This is a genomic window from Agromyces mediolanus (genome assembly GCF_023715325.1).
Lineage (GTDB): Bacteria > Actinomycetota > Actinomycetes > Actinomycetales > Microbacteriaceae > Agromyces > Agromyces mediolanus_A.
In genome coordinates this window covers 113185-129832 of the sequence record NZ_JAMBNX010000003.1, presented here as the reverse complement: position 1 = coordinate 129832, position 16648 = coordinate 113185, and the positions used below count along the sequence as shown (strand labels likewise).

At 71.4% G+C, this 16648-nt stretch carries 15 protein-coding genes; 7 read left to right on the top strand and 8 right to left on the bottom strand.

The window, feature by feature from the left end; all coding sequences use genetic code 11:
• Window positions 1-3 precede the first annotated feature (3 nt).
• Complete coding sequence (gene tkt, locus M3147_RS06840) at window positions 4-2094, bottom strand: transketolase (protein ID WP_251202724.1); 2091 nt, start codon at window positions 2092-2094, stop codon at window positions 4-6.
• A gap of 333 nt (window positions 2095-2427) precedes the next feature.
• Here tkt and M3147_RS06835 point away from each other — a divergent pair, with 333 nt between their 5' ends.
• Entirely contained in the window at window positions 2428-3348 is a 921-nt protein-coding gene (locus M3147_RS06835; protein WP_251202723.1) for a heme o synthase, read from the top strand.
• 192 nt (window positions 3349-3540) lie between these two features.
• Here M3147_RS06835 and M3147_RS06830 read toward each other — a convergent pair whose 3' ends face one another.
• Window positions 3541-4476: a COX15/CtaA family protein gene (locus M3147_RS06830; RefSeq protein WP_251202722.1), complete on the bottom strand. Its 936-nt coding sequence runs from the start codon at window positions 4474-4476 to the stop codon at window positions 3541-3543.
• Between the two features lie 226 nt (window positions 4477-4702).
• Here M3147_RS06830 and sufB point away from each other — a divergent pair, with 226 nt between their 5' ends.
• The 6 genes from sufB (at window position 4703) to M3147_RS06800 (ending at window position 9726) form a co-directional block, all read left to right on the top strand.
• Window positions 4703-6121 (top strand): Fe-S cluster assembly protein SufB, encoded by a 1419-nt coding sequence (gene sufB / locus M3147_RS06825; RefSeq protein ID WP_251202721.1) that lies wholly within the window; start codon window positions 4703-4705, stop codon window positions 6119-6121.
• 3 nt (window positions 6122-6124) lie between these two features.
• The gene (gene sufD / locus M3147_RS06820) at window positions 6125-7306 is read left to right on the top strand and encodes a Fe-S cluster assembly protein SufD (protein ID WP_439954188.1); all 1182 of its coding nucleotides are present in this window, start codon (window positions 6125-6127) and stop codon (window positions 7304-7306) included.
• A gap of 1 nt (window position 7307) precedes the next feature.
• Complete coding sequence (locus M3147_RS06815) at window positions 7308-7634, top strand: non-heme iron oxygenase ferredoxin subunit (RefSeq protein ID WP_243568290.1); 327 nt, start codon at window positions 7308-7310, stop codon at window positions 7632-7634.
• A gap of 67 nt (window positions 7635-7701) precedes the next feature.
• Window positions 7702-8472 carry a Fe-S cluster assembly ATPase SufC gene (gene sufC, locus M3147_RS06810; RefSeq protein WP_251202720.1) on the top strand — a complete coding sequence of 257 codons (771 nt, stop codon included), beginning with the start codon at window positions 7702-7704 and terminating at the stop codon, window positions 8470-8472.
• Between the two features lie 20 nt (window positions 8473-8492).
• Window positions 8493-8822, top strand: a complete 330-nt coding sequence (locus M3147_RS06805) for a metal-sulfur cluster assembly factor (RefSeq protein ID WP_243568292.1) — start codon at window positions 8493-8495, stop codon at window positions 8820-8822.
• Window positions 8823-8913: 91 nt separating this feature from the next.
• Window positions 8914-9726 carry a methyltransferase domain-containing protein gene (locus tag M3147_RS06800; protein ID WP_251202719.1) on the top strand — a complete coding sequence of 271 codons (813 nt, stop codon included), beginning with the start codon at window positions 8914-8916 and terminating at the stop codon, window positions 9724-9726.
• Between the two features lie 26 nt (window positions 9727-9752).
• On the opposite strand, the gene M3147_RS06795 is transcribed toward M3147_RS06800, so the two are convergent.
• The 6 genes from M3147_RS06795 to M3147_RS06770 form a co-directional block, all read right to left on the bottom strand.
• Window positions 9753-9992, bottom strand: coding sequence for a hypothetical protein (locus M3147_RS06795; protein WP_251202718.1), 240 nt, complete (start codon window positions 9990-9992; stop codon window positions 9753-9755).
• Window positions 9992-10441, bottom strand: a complete 450-nt coding sequence (locus tag M3147_RS06790) for a GNAT family N-acetyltransferase (protein ID WP_251202717.1) — start codon at window positions 10439-10441, stop codon at window positions 9992-9994. The genes M3147_RS06795 and M3147_RS06790 overlap by 1 nt, the downstream gene beginning before the upstream one ends.
• A 20-nt stretch (window positions 10442-10461) precedes the next feature.
• Window positions 10462-13044: a valine--tRNA ligase gene (gene valS, locus M3147_RS06785; RefSeq protein ID WP_251202716.1), complete on the bottom strand. Its 2583-nt coding sequence runs from the start codon at window positions 13042-13044 to the stop codon at window positions 10462-10464.
• Between the two features lie 65 nt (window positions 13045-13109).
• On the bottom strand, window positions 13110-14825 hold the full coding sequence (locus M3147_RS06780; protein ID WP_251202715.1) for a dipeptide ABC transporter ATP-binding protein: 1716 nt from the start codon (window positions 14823-14825) through the stop codon (window positions 13110-13112).
• Entirely contained in the window at window positions 14822-15703 is an 882-nt protein-coding gene (locus M3147_RS06775; protein ID WP_439954187.1) for an ABC transporter permease, read from the bottom strand. The genes M3147_RS06780 and M3147_RS06775 overlap by 4 nt, the downstream gene beginning before the upstream one ends.
• Window positions 15700-16644 carry an ABC transporter permease gene (locus M3147_RS06770; protein ID WP_251202714.1) on the bottom strand — a complete coding sequence of 315 codons (945 nt, stop codon included), beginning with the start codon at window positions 16642-16644 and terminating at the stop codon, window positions 15700-15702. Before M3147_RS06770 ends, M3147_RS06775 begins: the two co-directional genes overlap by 4 nt.
• Window positions 16645-16648 lie beyond the last annotated feature (4 nt).

The following is a 16648-nucleotide window of genomic DNA, read 5'->3' as shown; positions in this document are numbered from 1 at the left end:
CGCTCAGACGGCGAGCGATTCCTTTGCGGCGGCGACGACGGCGTCCGTCGTGATGCCGAACTCGCGGAACAGGGTCTTGTAGTCGGCAGAGGCGCCGAAGTGCTCGATCGACACGGCGCGGCCGCGGTCGCCGAGGTAGCGCTGCCAGCTGAGCGAGAGCCCGGCCTCGACCGAGACGCGCGCGGTCACCGCGGCGGGAAGCACCTGCTCGCGGTACGCGGCGTCCTGCTCCTCGAACCACTCGAGGCTCGGGGCGGACACGACGCGCGCGGCGATGCCCTCGGCGGCGAGCTGTTCGCGGGCCGCGACGGCCAGCTGCACCTCGGAGCCCGTGGCGATGAGGATGACGTCCGGCGTGCCCGATGCGGCCTCGGCGAGCACGTAGGCCCCCTTCGAGACGTTCGCGGCGCTCGCGAAGACATCGCCGGACGCCTCGCCGTCGCCGCGCTCGAACACCGGGATGTTCTGGCGGGTCAGGGCGATGCCCGCGGGGCCGCCGCGGCGCTTCAGGATCTCGAGCCAGGCGTACGCGACCTCGTTGGCGTCGGCGGGGCGCACGACGTCGAGGCCCGGGATGGCCCGGAGGCTCGCGAGCTGCTCGATGGGCTGGTGCGTCGGGCCGTCCTCGCCGAGGGCGACGGAGTCGTGCGTCCAGACGAAGATCGACGGCACCTGCATGAGGGCCGCGAGCCGCACGGCGGGCCGCATGTAGTCGCTGAAGATCAGGAAGGTGCCGCCGAAGGCGCGCGTCGGCCCGTGCAGCACGATGCCGTTCAGGATGGCGCCCATCGCGTGCTCGCGGATGCCGAAGTGCAGCACGCGGCCGTAGGGGTTGCCCGCCCACTCGTGCGTGGAGTGCTCGCTCGGCACGAACGAGCCGCCGCCGTTGATGGTGGTGAGGTTCGACTCGGCGAGGTCGGCCGAACCGCCCCAGAGCTCGGGGAGCTCGGCGGCCAGCGCGTTGATGACCTTGCCGGACGCGGCACGGGTGGACACCTCGGTGCCCGCCTCGAACGCCGGCAGGACCTGCTCGAGGCCCTCGGGCAGCTCGCCCGCCTCGAGCCGGTCGAGCAGCGCCTTGCGCTCCGGGTTGGCCGCCGCCCACGCGTCGTAGGAGGCCTGCCACTCGCGGTGCAGCGCAGCGCCGCGCTCGCGGGCGCCACGGGTGCGCTCGATGACGTCCTCGGCGACGACGAAGCTCTGCTCCGGGTCGAAGCCGAGCACCTCCTTGGTCGCGGCGAGTTCGGCGGCGCCGAGCGCCGAGCCGTGGATCTTGCCGGAGTTCTGCTTGCCGGGGGAGGGCCAGCCGATGATCGTCTTCAGGATGATGATCGAGGGCTTCGCCTGCTCGCCCTTCGCCGCCTCGATGGCGGCGTAGAGCTCGGCGACGTCCTCGACGTACTCGCCCGTCTTCTTCCAGTCGACCGTCTGCACGTGCCAGCCGTAGGACTCGTAGCGCTTCGCGACGTCCTCGGTGAAGGCGATGTTCGTGTCGTCCTCGATCGAGATCTGGTTCGAGTCGTAGATCACGACGAGGTTGCCGAGCTGCTGGTGGCCGGCGAGGGAGGATGCCTCGCTCGTCACCCCCTCCTGCAGGTCGCCGTCGCCGGCGATCACGTAGACGAAGTGGTCGAAGGGGCTCTCGCCGGCCGGCGCCTCGGGGTCGAACAGGCCGCGCTCGTAGCGGGCGGCGTAGGCGAAGCCGACGGCCGAGGCGAGCCCCTGGCCGAGGGGCCCGGTCGTGATCTCGACGCCGGCGGTGTGGCCGTACTCCGGGTGCCCCGGGGTCTTCGAACCCCAGGTGCGGAGCGCCTTCAGGTCGTCGAGCTCGAGGCCGGAGCCCTCGAGGTAGAGCTGCACGTACTGCGTGAGCGAGGAGTGGCCCGCGGAGAGGATGAAGCGGTCGCGCCCGAGCCAGTCGAGGTCGGCGGGATCGCGGTGCATCACCTTCTGGAAGAGGAGGTACGCCGCTGGGGCGAGGCTCATCGCCGTGCCCGGGTGTCCGTTGCCGACCTTCTCCACGGCGTCGGCCGCGAGCACGCGAGCCGTGTCGACCGCGCGATCGTCGAGGGAGTCCCATTGCAGAGTTGCCACGAGGTTGCTGTTCCTTCCGGTCGTGGCGGGGTCGCGGGGAGCCGACCGGCCCCCGGGCCCGCCAGGGAATCGCTGCGGCGCGGTGGAGCCCAGACCGTCAGCCCCGGCCGTCGACGACTCGTCAGCAGCTCGGAGCCGCGCCATCGGGCGCGCTCTCCCTCAGTATATGGAGTGGGGGCGTGCACCGTGGCCGATCGTGACGATCGCGCCGCGCCCTCGACACCGCGCCGCGGGCCCGGCCCGGGCGCGCCGCTGCTGCGGCGGCGATGGCCTAGAATCGAAGGAGGCGTGCCCGCGCGCGATCATCAGCGCGGCGTCACCGAAAGAGGAGCGATGCAGGCAACAGGCGAGACCACTGCGACCCGGGCCCCGTCGACCTTCCGTCGCAAGCTCGGCGCCTACGTGGCCCTGACGAAGCCGCGGGTGATCGAGCTCCTGCTCGTCGTCACCGCGCCGACCATGATCCTCGCGCAGCAGGGGCTGCCCGATCTCTGGCTGCTCATCGCGACACTCATCGGTGGAGCCATGAGCGCCGGCAGCGCCGGCGCCTTCAACTGCTACATCGACCGCGACATCGACCGGGTGATGAAGCGCACGCAGGGCCGGCCGCTCGTCACCGGCGAGCTCAGCGACCGCGAGGCGCTCGTCTTCGCCTACGCACTCGGCGCGGCATCCATCGTCTGGCTCTGGGTCTTCACGAACTGGCTCGCGGCACTGCTCTCGCTCGCGGCCATCCTGCTCTACGTCGTGTTCTACAGCCTCATCCTGAAGCGCCGCACCGCCCAGAACATCGTCTGGGGCGGCATCGCCGGCTGCATGCCGGTGCTGATCGGCTGGGCGGCGGTCACCGAGGACCTGAGCTGGCCGCCGGTCATCCTGTTCCTGATCATCTTCCTGTGGACCCCGCCGCACTACTGGCCGCTCTCCATGAAGTACAAGGCCGACTACGCGGCCGCGGGCGTGCCGATGCTCGCCGTCGTCCGCGGGCGTGCGCAGGTCGGCCTGCAGGTCATCCTCTACGCCTGGGCGACGGTGGCGTGCTCGCTGCTGCTGATCCCGATCGCCGGCATGGGCCTCGTCTACTCGACCGTCGCCGTCGTGACCGGCGCGTGGTTCATCTACGAGACCCATCGCCTCTACAACCTCGCGATCCGGCACGAGCAGGTCTCGCCGATGCGGGTCTTCCACGGCTCGATCGTCTACCTGTCCTTGGTGTTCCTCGCCGTCGGCATCGACCCGCTGCTGCCCTTCTAGCCCCGGCCGCTCCGCCCGGAGTGCGCCCTTCGCCGGCCCCGCGCCGCGTCGGGTGCGGAGGGGAATCGCGCCGGGGGAGGTCTCCGTCGCGGATCCCGCCCTCCCGGGAGGGGATTCTCATCCGCCCGCCCGCCCGCCCGCCCGCCCGCGCACGCCGCAGACGACGACGCCGGCGCGGCGCAGCGCGGTGGCTCAGGTGGCGCTGACCGTCGCGGGAGCGGATGCCTCGGCCCGGACATCGACCGCCACGGGCCGCTTCAGCCGGAGCACGACGACCGTGAGGGCGGCGGCCGAGAGCGAGGCGAGCACCATGTGCACGCCGACTGCGAGGGGCGGAAGCCCGTTGCGCGCCTGGTACAGGCCGACGGCGACCTGCACGAGCACGATCGCGAGCAGCACCAGCAGCCAAGGAAGCGGGCGCAGGCGCTTCAGCCCGGCCCAGACCGTGAGGGCCACCGTGAGCGCGGCGAGCGCGTAGCCGGGCCAGGCGTGGACGTGGGCGAGCAGGCTCGCGTCGACGCCCGTGCGCACCACGTCGTCGTCGCCCGAGTGCGGGCCGGAACCCGTGGTGAACACCCCGACGATCACCGTGATCGCGAGCACGAGGCTCGTGACATGGGTGAGGATCGCGAAGCCCTTCGGCACCGCGATCTCGCGCGCGCCCGCGGGCTCGCCCATTCGGGCCAGGAAGGCGGCCGTGAGGCAGACGATGACCACCGAGACCGTGTAGTGGAAGCCGACCAGCGCTGCCGCGAGCTCCTGCCACACCACGAAGGCCCCGACCAGCGCCTGCAGCACGACGAGCGCGAGGATGACCAGCGAGAGCACGAACAGGTCATGACGGGCGGCGCGGCGGCGCCAGCTGAGCACCATCACGGCGATCGCCGCGAGGAGCAGCGGGCCGCTGATCGTGCGATTCGCGAACTCGATGATGCCGTGTATGCCCAGCTCGGGCGTCGGCACGAGCGAGCCCGGCACGCAGACCGGCCAGTCGCTGCAGCCGAGCCCGGAGCCCGTGAGCCGGACCGCGCCGCCGGTCGCGATGATCACGACGTTGAAGATGAACGACAGCCAAGCGAAAACGCGCAGACTCGTGGGGACGTGCAGGCCGGTGCTCGGGCGGTTCACGCGGAGTTCCTCATCCGGGTCGCGTGGAACGGAGCCAGTGTCGGGGCGACCCTATAGACTTGATCAGATGGCGGGCCCCGCGCGGTGAATCGCGCGCTCGGCCTCTCTGCCATCTTAGGTTCGCAATGGAGCCACCTGCACATCACCAGTCGTCGCGAACACCTCGATTCACGGCGCACGGTGAGCCGGTCTGATAGCCGGTCGCAGGGAAGGAGAAGAGGAGAGCATGACGGACGTACTGATCGACCGCCCAGAGCTCGAAGGGCTCGGCGTGTACGAGTTCGGCTGGGCCGACTCGGATGCCGCCGGGGCTTCGGCCCGCCGCGGACTCTCGCAGGAGGTGGTCGCCGACATCTCGCGCCTGAAGGAAGAACCGGAGTGGATGCTCCAGCGCCGCCTCCGCGCTCTCCAGCTCTTCGACCGCAAGCCGATGCCCAGCTGGGGCGCCGACCTCTCGGAGATCGACTTCGAGAACATCAAGTACTTCGTGCGGTCCACGGAGAAGCAGGCCCAGAGCTGGGAGGACCTGCCCGAGGACATCCGCAACACCTACGAGCGCCTCGGCATCCCCGAGGCCGAGCGCCAGCGCCTCGTCGCCGGCGTCGCCGCGCAGTACGAGTCCGAGGTCGTCTACCACCAGATCCGTGAGGACCTGGAGGAGCAGGGCGTCATCTTCCTCGACACCGACACCGCGCTCAAGGAGCACCCCGAGATCTTCGAGGAGTACTTCGGCACGGTCATCCCGGCCGGCGACAACAAGTTCGCCGCGCTGAACACGGCCGTCTGGTCGGGCGGCTCCTTCGTGTACGTGCCGAAGGGCGTCCAGGTCGAGATCCCGCTGCAGGCCTACTTCCGGATCAACACGGAGAACATGGGCCAGTTCGAGCGCACGCTGATCATCGCCGACGAGGGCAGCTACGTCCACTACATCGAGGGCTGCACCGCGCCGATCTACAAGAGCGACTCGCTGCACTCGGCCGTCGTCGAGATCATCGTGAAGAAGAACGCCCGCGTTCGGTACACGACGATCCAGAACTGGTCGAACAACGTCTACAACCTCGTCACCAAGCGCGCCGTCGCCCACGAGGGCGCCACCATGGAGTGGATCGACGGCAACATCGGCTCCAAGGTGACGATGAAGTACCCGTCGATCTTCCTGATGGGCGAGCACGCCAAGGGCGAGACCCTCTCGGTCGCCTTCGCCGGCCCCGGCCAGCACCAGGACGCGGGCGCCAAGATGATCCACATGGCGCCGTACACGCAGTCGTCGATCGTCTCGAAGTCGATCGCGCGCGGCGGGGGCCGCGCCGGCTACCGCGGCGAGGTCCGCGTCGACGCGAATGCGCACCACGCGGCGAACACCGTGCGCTGCGACGCGCTGCTCGTCGACACCATCTCGCGCAGCGACACCTACCCGGCGATCGACATCCGTGTCGACGACGTGCAGCTCGGGCACGAGGCCACGGTGTCGAAGGTCAGCGAGGAACAGCTGTTCTACCTCATGGCCCGCGGCATCCCGGAGGACGAGGCCATGGCCATGATCGTGCGCGGGTTCATCGAGCCGATCGCGCGCGAGCTGCCGATGGAATACGCGATGGAACTCAACAAGCTCATCGAGATGGGCATGGAAGGATCGGTCGGCTAAGCAATGACCGTCGCAACGCAGAGCACCGCCATGCCCACCGCCGGCCAGCACGGCCTCGTCGCGCACTCGGACGGCCCCGTCGTCCCCGTGCAGACCCGCTCCGAGCGCTTCCGCTCGGTCGACGTCGCCGACTTCGCCCCCGTCACGGGCCGCGAGCACGAATGGAAGCTGTCCCCGGTCGCCGCCTTCGCCGACCTCACCTCGGGTGAGCTCGACGGCGCCCGCCTCGGGCTCGAGACCGCGGGCGCCGAGGGCGTCGCGGTCGAGTGGATCGCCCGTGACGATGCCCGCATCGGAACCGCCGGCACGCCCGAGGAGCGCGCCTCCGCCAACGCCTGGACGAGCTTCGGCGAGGCCCTCCTCATCCGCGTCACCGGCGAGGACGACAAGATCGCCACCGTCACCCGCACCGGCCTCGGCAGCACCCCGCGCGGCGCCCACACCGTGATCGAGGCGGCGCCCAACAGCCGCGGCCTCGTGGTGCTCGCCGGCACCGGTTCCGCCCGGCTCTCCGAGAACGTCGAGGTCATCGTCGGCGAGGGCGCGAACCTCACGGTCGTCTCGGTGCAGGAGTGGGACGACGACGCCGTGCACCTCGCGAGCCACTTCGCGCGCATCGGCCGCGACGCCAAGCTCAAGCACATCGTCGTCTCGCTCGGCGGCAAGGTCGTCCGGGTGAACCCGTCGACCCACCTCGCCGAGCAGGGCGGCGACGTCGAGGCCCTCGGCCTGTACTTCTCCGACGCGGGCCAGCACCTCGAGCAGCAGGTGTACGTGCACCACGACGCTCCGAACACCCGCAGCCGCGTCACCTACAAGGGCGCGCTTCAGGGCGAGGGCGCGCGCAGCGTCTGGATCGGCGATGTGCTCATCGGCAATGCGGCGGTCGGCACCGACAGCTACGAGCAGAACCGCAACCTCGTGCTGAGCGACGGCACCCGCGCCGACTCGATCCCGAACCTCGAGATCGAGACGGGCAACATCGCGGGAGCCGGGCACGCCTCGGCCACCGGTCGCTTCGACGACGAGCAGCTGTTCTACCTCATGGCCCGCGGCATCACCGAAGAGGAGGCCCGCCGCCTCGTCGTGCGCGGCTTCCTGAACGAGATCGTGCAGCAGATCGGCGTGGCGGAGCTCGAAGAGCGCCTCACCGCCGCCCTCGAAGCCGAACTGCAGGGCGCCTGAGATGGCCGCCGTCCGAGTCTGCGGAATCGACGAGCTCGTCGAGAACCAGGCGTCGCGCTTCGTCCTTGACGGCGTGCCGATCGCCGTGGTGAAGGACGCCGCGGGCGACGTGTTCGCCATCGGCGACACCTGCACCCACGGCGACATCTCGCTGGCCGAGGGCTTCGTGGAGGACGACACGCTCGAGTGCTGGGCCCACGGCTCGAAGTTCTCGCTGCGCACCGGCAAGCCGCTCACCCTCCCGGCCTACGAGCCGGTCCCCGTCTACCAGGTCGAGATCTCGGGCGGCGACGTCCTGATCGACCCCGCGGTCACCGTGACCGTCTGAGCGACCAGCTCAGCCCAAGCATCCATCGGCTGCGCGCCGAACGACGAAAGAGACCAGAAACCAGATCATGTCCGTGCTCGAGATCAAGAACCTGCACGTCAACGTCGAAACCGACCAGGGCACCCGCGAGATCCTCCGCGGCGTCGACCTCGTCATCAACGAGGGCGAGATCCACGCCATCATGGGCCCGAACGGCTCCGGCAAGTCCACCCTCGCGTACACCATCGCCGGCCACCCGAAGTACACGGTGGTCGAAGGCGAGATCCTGCTCGACGGCGAGAACGTCCTCGAGATGTCGGTCGACGAGCGGGCCCGCGCCGGCCTCTTCCTCGCCATGCAGTACCCGGTGGAGATCCCCGGCGTGACCGTCACGAACTTCCTCCGCACCGCCAAGACCGCGATCGACGGCGAGGCGCCGAGCGTGCGCCACTGGGTCAAGGACGTCCGCACCGCGATGGGCAACCTCAAGATGGACTCGGCCTTCGCCGAGCGCAACGTCAACGAGGGCTTCTCCGGCGGCGAGAAGAAGCGCAACGAGATCCTGCAGCTCGAGCTCCTGAAGCCGAAGTTCGCGGTGCTCGACGAGACCGACTCCGGCCTCGACGTCGATGCGCTGAAGATCGTCTCCGAGGGCGTCAACCGCGCGAAGGAGAACACCGGGCTCGGTATCCTCCTGATCACGCACTACACGCGCATCCTCCGCTACATCAAGCCGGACTTCGTGCACGTCTTCGTCGCCGGCAAGATCGCCGAGCAGGGCGGCCCCGAGCTGGCCGACCGTCTCGAGGAAGAGGGCTACGACCGCTACCAGGTCGCTGAGCCCGCCTCGGCGGAGTGACCCGGGCGTAGGATCTGACCATGGTCACCTCACTCGCGCCGGAGCGCTACGACGAGGTCGAAGAGGCGCTGAAGGACGTCGTCGACCCCGAGCTCGGGGTCAACATCGTCGATCTCGGGCTCATCTACGACCTCGGCTGGGACGACGAGAACGACGCACTCGTGATCCACATGACGCTCACGAGCGCCGGCTGCCCGCTCACCGACGTGATCGAGGAGCAGACGGCGCAGGCCCTCGACGGCGTCGTCGACGCCTTCCGCATCAACTGGGTGTGGATGCCGCCGTGGGGTCCCGAGCGGATCACCGACGACGGCCGCGACATGATGCGCGCGCTCGGCTTCGCGATCTGACGAACGCCTCACGGATGCCCCGGCCGCACGAGCGGTCGGGGCATCCGTCGTCCGGCGTCACAGTGGGTCGGGCGCGCGTAATGTTGCCGATATGACGACCACGCCCCGCGACGCATACACCCACGGACACCACGAGAGCGTGCTGCGCATCCACTCCTGGCGCACGGTGGAGAACTCGGCCGCGTACCTCGTGCCGCACCTGCGCCCCGGCCTCGAGGTGCTCGATGTGGGCAGCGGACCGGGCACGATCTCGATCGACCTCGCACGCCGCGTCGGACCGGGCCGGGTCACCGGGGTGGATGCCTCCGCCGAGGTCGTCGCGCAGGCGGCCGGGCTCGCCGCGAGCGAGGGCGTCTCGAACGTCTCGTTCGCCGTCGGTGACGCGTACGCCCTCGACTTCCCCGACGACAGTTTCGATGTGGTGCACGCGCACCAGGTGCTGCAGCACCTCGGCCGGCCCGTCGACGCGCTGCGGGAGTTCCGTCGAGTGCTCCGCCCCGGCGGGGTGCTCGCCGCGCGCGACGTCGACTACGGCGGGCTGATCTGGAGCCCCGACTCGGCCGGCCTCGACCGCTGGCTGGAGCTCTACGACGCCGTGCACCGCTGGAACGGCGGTGAGCCGAACGCCGGCCGCCGGCTCACCGCGTGGGCCCGCGAGGCGGGCTTCACCGGCCTCACCGGCAGCGGAGCCGTGTGGGTCTTCGCCTCGGAGCTCGACCGGGAGTGGTGGGGCGGGTCATGGGCCGTGCGGGCGACGGAGTCGAACTTCGCCGCGCACGCCATCGAGTCCGGGCACTCGAACCCCGACGAGCTCGCCCGCATCGCGCAGGCCTGGCGCGACTGGGCCGCCGACCCCGACGGCTGGCTGCTGATGCCGCACGGCGAGATCATCGCCACGAAGTAGCGCAAGCGGGACGACGGGGCGGGCGACTACCAGTCGTCCCCGTCGTCCGGCGAGCCGAACGCGGCGGCGTCGCGGAGCGTGTCACCGTCGATGACGGTCCCGTCGTCGAGCTCGGCGATCGCGCGCCCCTCGAGCCAGGTGAGCGTCCAGGTGCGACCGGCGCCGTCGGACCGGGTCGCCTCGAGCGCGGCGACCCGCGCCCGGGTCTCGGCCGGGACGGAGGCCGGCGGCGTGCTGCCGAACGGCCAGCGCGTGCCGAGCTGCATCAGGCGTCCATCTCGTAGGTGACCCAGCTCGTGCGCCGGGCGATCTTGTCGTACAGCGCCTGCGCCGGCTCGTTGTCGGCCGCGGTGATCCAGCTGACGCCGCCCTGCCCGAACTCCGCGGCCTGCGCGTGCACGAACTCGATGAGCGCACGCCCGGCCCCGCTGCCGCGCTCGGACTCGGCGACGTAGAGGTCGTCGAGGTAGGCACCCGTGGTGGCGCTCAGCGTGTCGGGCACGGCGCGGAAGTGGGCGAGGCCCACGGGAGTGCCCTCGGCGTCGACCGCGAGCGCCGCGCGCAGCGGGTGCTGCTCGTCTTGGAGCCAGGTCCAGACGGTCAGCGCCTTCCGGTCGTCGAGCTCGGTCTCGTAGAAGCGGCAGTACGCCTCGAAGAGCGGGAGCCAGCCGAAGAAGTCGCCTTCTCCGGCCAGGCGGATGTCGATCGTGGTCATGCTTCCCCCATGGTTCCAGGTCATTCGGCCGGCGTCGCCAGCTCCACGTCGCGCACCTCGAGCGTCTCGGCCGAGGTGAACTCGAGCGTCTCGATGCGGCCGACGGCGCGAAGATCGCCCGCGGCGGCTTCCAGCAGTGTGACGGCGTCGGCCGGTGCCGCGATCACGGCGCGGGACACCGCGGTCTTCTGCGAGGCCTTCGCGTCCGTCTTCGCGCGACGGATGCCGGTGAGCGCGAGGCTCGCGAGTTCGAGCAGTTCGATGCCGGCTTCGCCGCGGGCGGCGAGCTCTTCGGCGGCGGGCCAGCTCGCGGTGTGCACCGAGCCCTCGTTCGACCAGCTCCACGCTTCTTCGGTGGCGAAGGGGATGACCGGGGCGAAGAGGCGCAGCAGCACCGAGAGCGCGGTCTTCAGCGCGGCCACGGCCGAGGCCTGCTCCGGGCTCTGCTCGCCGTAGGCGCGCTCCTTGACGAGCTCGAGGTAGTCGTCGCAGAACGTCCAGAAGAACGTCTCGCTGAGCTCGAGCGCCCGGGCGTGGTCGTAGCCCTCGAGGGCCTTCGTCGCCTGCTGCACGACCGTCTCGAGGGCGGCCAGCATGCTGCGGTCGACCGGCTCGGTCACCGGGGCGTCCGCGTCGCCCTCGAAGGTGAGGATGAACTTGGCGGCGTTCAGCACCTTGATCGCGAGGCGGCGGCCGATCTTCACCTGCGTCGGGTTCTGCGGGTCGAAGGCCGCGTCGGTGCCGAGGCGCGAGGACGCGGCCCAGTAGCGCACCGCGTCGGAGCCGTGCTGCTCGAGAAGGCCGGCCGGGGTGACGACGTTGCCCTTCGACTTCGACATCTTCTTGCGGTCGGGGTCGACGATGAAGCCCGAGATCGAAGCGTTCGACCAGGGGGCGACGCCGTGCTCGAGCTCGGCGCGGAGTGCGGTCGAGAAGAGCCAGGTGCGGATGATGTCCTGGCCCTGCGGGCGCAGCGAGTACGGGAAGACGAGCTCGAACAGCTCGGGGTCGCGTTCCCAGCCGCCCGCGAGCTGCGGGGTGAGCGAGGACGTGGCCCAGGTGTCCATCACGTCGTGCTCGCCGATGAAGCCGTCGGGCGCGCCGCGCTGGGCCTCGTCGAACCCGGGCGCGGGCGTCGACGACGGATCGACCGGGAGCTGATCACGGCTCGCGACGATCGGCTCGTCGAAGCGCGGGTTGCCGTCGGCGTCGAGCGGGTACCAGACCGGGATGGGGACGCCGAAGAAGCGCTGCCGTGACACGAGCCAGTCGCCCGAGAGCCCGCCGACCCAGTTCTCGTAGCGCACGCGCATGAAGTCCGGGTGCCAGTCGATCTCGCGACCTCGGCCGAGCAGACGCTCGCGGAGGTCTTCGTCGCGGGCGCCGTTCACGATGTACCACTGCCTGGTGGAGACGATCTCGAGGGGGCGGTCGCCCTTCTCGAAGAACTTCACGGGGTGGGTGATCGCCTTCGGCTCGGCGAGCAGCTCGCCCGAGGCGCGGAGGAGCTCCACCACGGCCTGCTTGGCCGAGAAGGTGGTCTTGCCGGCGAGCTGCGCGTACGCCTCGCGACCGGTCTCGCTCGTGATCGCCTCGGGGGCCTCGGCGATGATGCGGCCGTCGAAGCCGATGATCGCGCGGTTCGGCAGCTGCAGCTCGCGCCACCAGACGACGTCGGTGACGTCGCCGAAGGTGCAGATCATCGCGATGCCGGTACCCTTGTCCTTCTGCGCGAGGTGGTGGGCCACGACGGGCACCTCCACTCCGAACACCGGCGTCGTGACGGTGGTGCCGAAGAGGGGCTGGTAGCGCTCGTCGTCGGGGTGGGCGACGAGGGCGACGCAGGCGGGGAGCAGCTCGGGACGGCTCGTCTCGATCTCGACGGTGCCGCCGTCGGGGCGCTGGAACGCCACGCGGTGGTAGTGGCCGGGCTGCTCGCGGTCCTCGAGCTCGGCCTGCGCGACGGCCGTGCGGAACGTGACATCCCACAGGGTCGGTGCGAGCGCCTGGTAGGCCTCGCCGCGCTCGACATTGCGGATGAACGCGAGCTGTGAGGTGAACAGCGCCTCATCGGCGATGGTGCGGTACGACTGGGTCCAGTCGACCGAGAGGCCGAGGCTGCGCCAGAGCGCCTCGAACTGCTGCTCGTCCTCGACGGTGAGTCGCTCGCACAGCTCGATGAAGTTGCGCCGCGAGATGGGCACCTGGTCGGCGGCCTTGACGCTCTTGCCCTCGCCGCCCTCGAACGGCGGCGTGAAGCCGGGCTCGTAGGGGAGCGTGGGGTCGCAGCGCACGCCGTAGTAGTTCTGCACCCGACGCTCGGTGGGCAGGCCGTTGTCGTCCCAGCCCATCGGGTAGAAGACGTGCTTGCCGCGCATGCGCTGGAAGCGGGCGACGACGTCGGTGTGCGTGTAGGAGAACACGTGGCCGATGTGCAGCGATCCGGAGGCGGTCGGCGGGGGCGTGTCGATCGAGTAGATGCACTCGCGGGTCGCCGAGTCGCGGTCGAAGCGGTAGGTGCCCCGGTCCTCCCAGACACCGCCCCACTTCGTCTCGAGCCCTTCGAGGGCCGGCTTCTCGGGGATGCGCGCGGTGTCGGTCATGGTGCTCCGGTTCGGTATGTGCGGCACCGAGTCCATGGGGGTGCCTGAATGTTCGACGCTCCAGCCTACCGGGTGCTGGCAGTGGCGCGCGCATCACCCCCGACCGCGAGCCGAGGAGAATCCCTGATGAGGGCCGTGGTGTACGCATGCTGCGGGCTGGCGAACACCTGTTCGGCCGGGCCCTGCTCGAGGACGCGGCCGTGCCGCATCACCGCCAGCTCGTCGCTCATGTGGCGCACGACGCCGAGATCGTGCGAGATGAACAGGAGCGCCAGCCCCTGTTCGCGCTGGAGCTCGTCGAGGAGGTCGAGGATGGCCGCCTGCACGGTCACGTCGAGCGCCGAGACCGGCTCGTCGGCGATCAGGATCTCGGGCCGGGCCGCGAGGGCGCGGGCGATCGCCACCCGCTGGCGCTGTCCACCGGAGAGCTCGAGCGGATGGCTCGCCGCGATCGCCGACGGCAGGCGCACCAGCTCGAGCAGCTTCTGCACGGCCAGGCGGTCGCTCGTCTGCCCGCCGACGGTCAGTGCGTCGCGGAGCAGACGGGCGACGCCCCAGCGAGGGTCGAACGAGCCGTACGGGTCCTGCCAGATCGCGCCGATCCGCCGGCGTGCAGGGCGCCGCGCGGCCTCCGTCGACTCGCTCCACGGGCCGCCGTCGAGGCGGACGACGCCGGCATCCGGGCGCTCCAGGGCGAGGAGCAGGCGCGCAAGCGTCGTCTTGCCCGAGCCGGACTCGCCCACGAGGCCCAGCGTCCGGCCCGGATGGAGTGCCAGCGAGACGTCGTCGACCGCCGCGAGTTCGGCCCCCCGGGAGCGATAGACCCGGCGGAGGCCGCTCGCCTCGAGGATCGGGGCGGAATCCACCGCGGACGCCGTCGCCCCGCCCCGCGGCCCCGTCGTCGGCGCGTGCCCTGCACTCGGATCGCCGAGCCGCGCCTCGGCCAGCAGCGGCGCGCCCCGGGGCACCTCCGTCGGGACGGCGGCGAGCAGCGCCCGGGTCGCCGGATGCCGAGGTGCGCCGAGCACCGTCGCCGTCGGGCCGCGCTCCACGACGGCGCCGTCCGCCAGGACGAGCACCTCGTCGGCGATGCCGGACACGACGGCCAGGTCGTGGCTGATCAGCAGCACCGCAGTGCCGCGATCGGCCGCCTCGCGGAGGAGCTGCAGGACCGTCGCCTGGACGCCGACGTCGAGCGCCGTCGTCGGTTCGTCGGCGACGAGCACCGGGGGATCGAGCACGACGGCCGCAGCGATCAGCGCACGCTGGCGCATTCCACCCGAGAGCTCGCCCGAGCGGCGGTCGATCGTCAGCGTCGGGTGCGGCAGCTCGAGTCGTTCGAGGAGCTCGAGCACCCGCCGCCGCGCCGCGGCCGGTCGGAGGCCGAGGTGCAGCCGGAGCGCGTCGCCGATCTCCCGGCCGATCGGGCGCAGCGGGTCGAGGGAGGCGAGCGCGTCCTGGAGCACCAGGCCGACCTTGGCGCCGCGCAGCCGACGCCAGCGCCGCTCTCCCGCGTCGCTGACGTCCTCGCCGTCGAGCTCGAACCGTTCGGCCTCGACCAGGGCGCCGCGTCCGGCGAGGCCGAGCAGGGCCCGCGCCGTGACGCTCTTGCCGGAGCCGGACTCGCCGACGACGGCGACGATCCGCCCCGGGGCGAGATCGAGATCGATTCCGCGGACGACCTCCGTCCCGCCGAAGGCGACGCGCAGCCCGCGCACCGACAACGCCGCGGCATCCGTCGAGCCGCTCGGCCCGGCGCCGCTCGGCTCCACCTCGCTCATCGTCGTGCCCCGTCGCGGGCGGTGAGCGTGCGACCGAGGACCGTCGTCGCGAGCGTCGTGGCGACGATCATGAGTCCGGGGAAGACGGTGAGCCACCAGGCGGTGCCGAGATAGGTGCGGCCGGCCGAGAGCATCGCACCCCACTCGGCGGCCGGCGGCTGCGCGCCGAGTCCGAGGAAGCTGAGCGATGAGGCCCAGACGACCGCCTGGCCCACGCCGAGCGTCGCGAGCGCCGCGATCGGGACGAGAGCGTTCGGCAGGATGTGCGCGCCGAGGATGCGTGCTCGGCCGTGGCCGAGCACGCGGGCGGCCTCCACGTAGCCGGAGCCGCGGATGGCGAGCAGTTGGCCGCGGATGATCCGGGCGTAGCCGGGCGCGGTGGACAGCCCCACGGCGATCGTCGCCGTCACCGGCCCTGGGCCCCAGAGCACGATGACGAGGAGCGCGAGGAGGATTCCCGGGAAGGCGAACAGGACCTCGTTCACCCGGCCGATCAGGAAGTCGAGGACTCGTCCGCCGAGCGCGGCGACGCCGCCGAGCAGCAGGCCGAGCGCGAGCCCGATCGCGGTCGCGAGCACGCCGATCAACAGCGACGGCGCCGTGCCGGCGATGACCCGGCTGTAGACGTCCCGTCCCGACTCGTCGGTGCCGAACCAGTGCCCCGCCGACGGCGGCTGGAACGCCTCGGCCGGGGCGATGGCGTCGGGCGGCGCGGTCTCCAGCAGCCCCGGCCAGACGACGGCGACGAGCAGGAAGCCGACGAACAGGGCGGCGAACAGGGCGCTGGGCCGAGGCATCCGGTGCCGCCCGCGGCCGCGCCCCGGCGGCCGTGGCGCGTCGGCCGGCGACGCGCCCGCGCGGAGCTCGAGGTCGCTCATGCGGCCGCCGTCCGGACCCGCGGGTCGGCGACCGCGGACACGAGATCGGTGAGCACCGTCATGAGCACGTACACGAGCGCCACGACGAGGACGACACCGGTGACGAGCGGCACATCGCGCAGCTCGGTCGCACGGAGCAGTGTGCGCCCGAGTCCCGGCCGGGCGAAGATCGTCTCCACGACGACGGCGCCCGAGATGAGGTAGCCGATGGCCCAGCCCGACAGCTGCACCGCGGGGAGTGCGGCATGCCGGAGGGCGTGCCGCAGCCGGATCCCGGTCGCCGTCTCGCCGCGGGCCAGCGCGGACACGGTGAACGGGCGCTCGAGCGCGTCGAGCAGGTGTTCGCGCATGAGCTGTGCGAGGAACCCCGCGAGTGGCACGGCGAGGGTGACGACGGGCAGGACGAGACCGCTCGGGCTGCCGTTCGCGACGGGAGGCAGCCAGCCGAGCCCCGTCGCGAAGACGGCGATGAGCACCGTCGCGAGCCAGAAGTGGGGGAGCGCCGCCGCGGTGAGCTCCACCGCGCCCGCCACCGCGCGGGCGAGGCGACCGGGCGCGCTCGACCAGAGGGCGAGGCCGATCGCGAGCACCCAGGCGAGGACGAGCGCCGCGAGGGCGAGCGACAGGGTGCCGAGCAGCTGCCCGCCGATCAACTCGGCGACGGGCGCCTTCAGCGAGTACGACGTGCCGAGGTCGCCCGTCAGCAGGCGGCCGAGCATCGCCGCGTACTGCACGACGAGCGGTTGGTCGAGCCCGTACTCGGCACGCACCCGGTCCAGGGTCTCTTGCGGCGCCTGCGATCCGGGCCCGCCGAGGATCGCCTGCGCCGGATCACCCGGGACCAGGTGGATCGCGAAGAAGGTCAGCGTCGCGACCGCCCAGAGCACGAACAGCGCCCCGCCGAGGCGGAGCGCGATCGCGCGGATCCGGCGAGCCCGCATCGAC

Bases quoted from the DNA above. Each gene is read 5' to 3' on its own strand.
- M3147_RS06775 (WP_439954187.1), bottom strand. From the start codon at position 15,703: ATGAGCGACCTCGAGCTCCGCGCGGGCGCGTCGCCGGCCGACGCGCCA.
- M3147_RS06835 (WP_251202723.1), top strand. From the start codon at position 2,428: ATGCAGGCAACAGGCGAGACCACTGCGACCCGGGCCCCGTCGACCTTC.
- sufC (WP_251202720.1), top strand. From the start codon at position 7,702: ATGTCCGTGCTCGAGATCAAGAACCTGCACGTCAACGTCGAAACCGAC.
- sufB (WP_251202721.1), top strand. From the start codon at position 4,703: ATGACGGACGTACTGATCGACCGCCCAGAGCTCGAAGGGCTCGGCGTG.
- sufD (WP_439954188.1), top strand. From the start codon at position 6,125: ATGACCGTCGCAACGCAGAGCACCGCCATGCCCACCGCCGGCCAGCAC.
- M3147_RS06770 (WP_251202714.1), bottom strand. From the start codon at position 16,644: ATGCGGGCTCGCCGGATCCGCGCGATCGCGCTCCGCCTCGGCGGGGCG.
- M3147_RS06790 (WP_251202717.1), bottom strand. From the start codon at position 10,441: ATGACCACGATCGACATCCGCCTGGCCGGAGAAGGCGACTTCTTCGGC.
- M3147_RS06795 (WP_251202718.1), bottom strand. From the start codon at position 9,992: ATGCAGCTCGGCACGCGCTGGCCGTTCGGCAGCACGCCGCCGGCCTCC.
- M3147_RS06805 (WP_243568292.1), top strand. From the start codon at position 8,493: ATGGTCACCTCACTCGCGCCGGAGCGCTACGACGAGGTCGAAGAGGCG.
- M3147_RS06800 (WP_251202719.1), top strand. From the start codon at position 8,914: ATGACGACCACGCCCCGCGACGCATACACCCACGGACACCACGAGAGC.
- M3147_RS06815 (WP_243568290.1), top strand. From the start codon at position 7,308: ATGGCCGCCGTCCGAGTCTGCGGAATCGACGAGCTCGTCGAGAACCAG.
- valS (WP_251202716.1), bottom strand. From the start codon at position 13,044: ATGACCGACACCGCGCGCATCCCCGAGAAGCCGGCCCTCGAAGGGCTC.
- M3147_RS06780 (WP_251202715.1), bottom strand. From the start codon at position 14,825: ATGAGCGAGGTGGAGCCGAGCGGCGCCGGGCCGAGCGGCTCGACGGAT.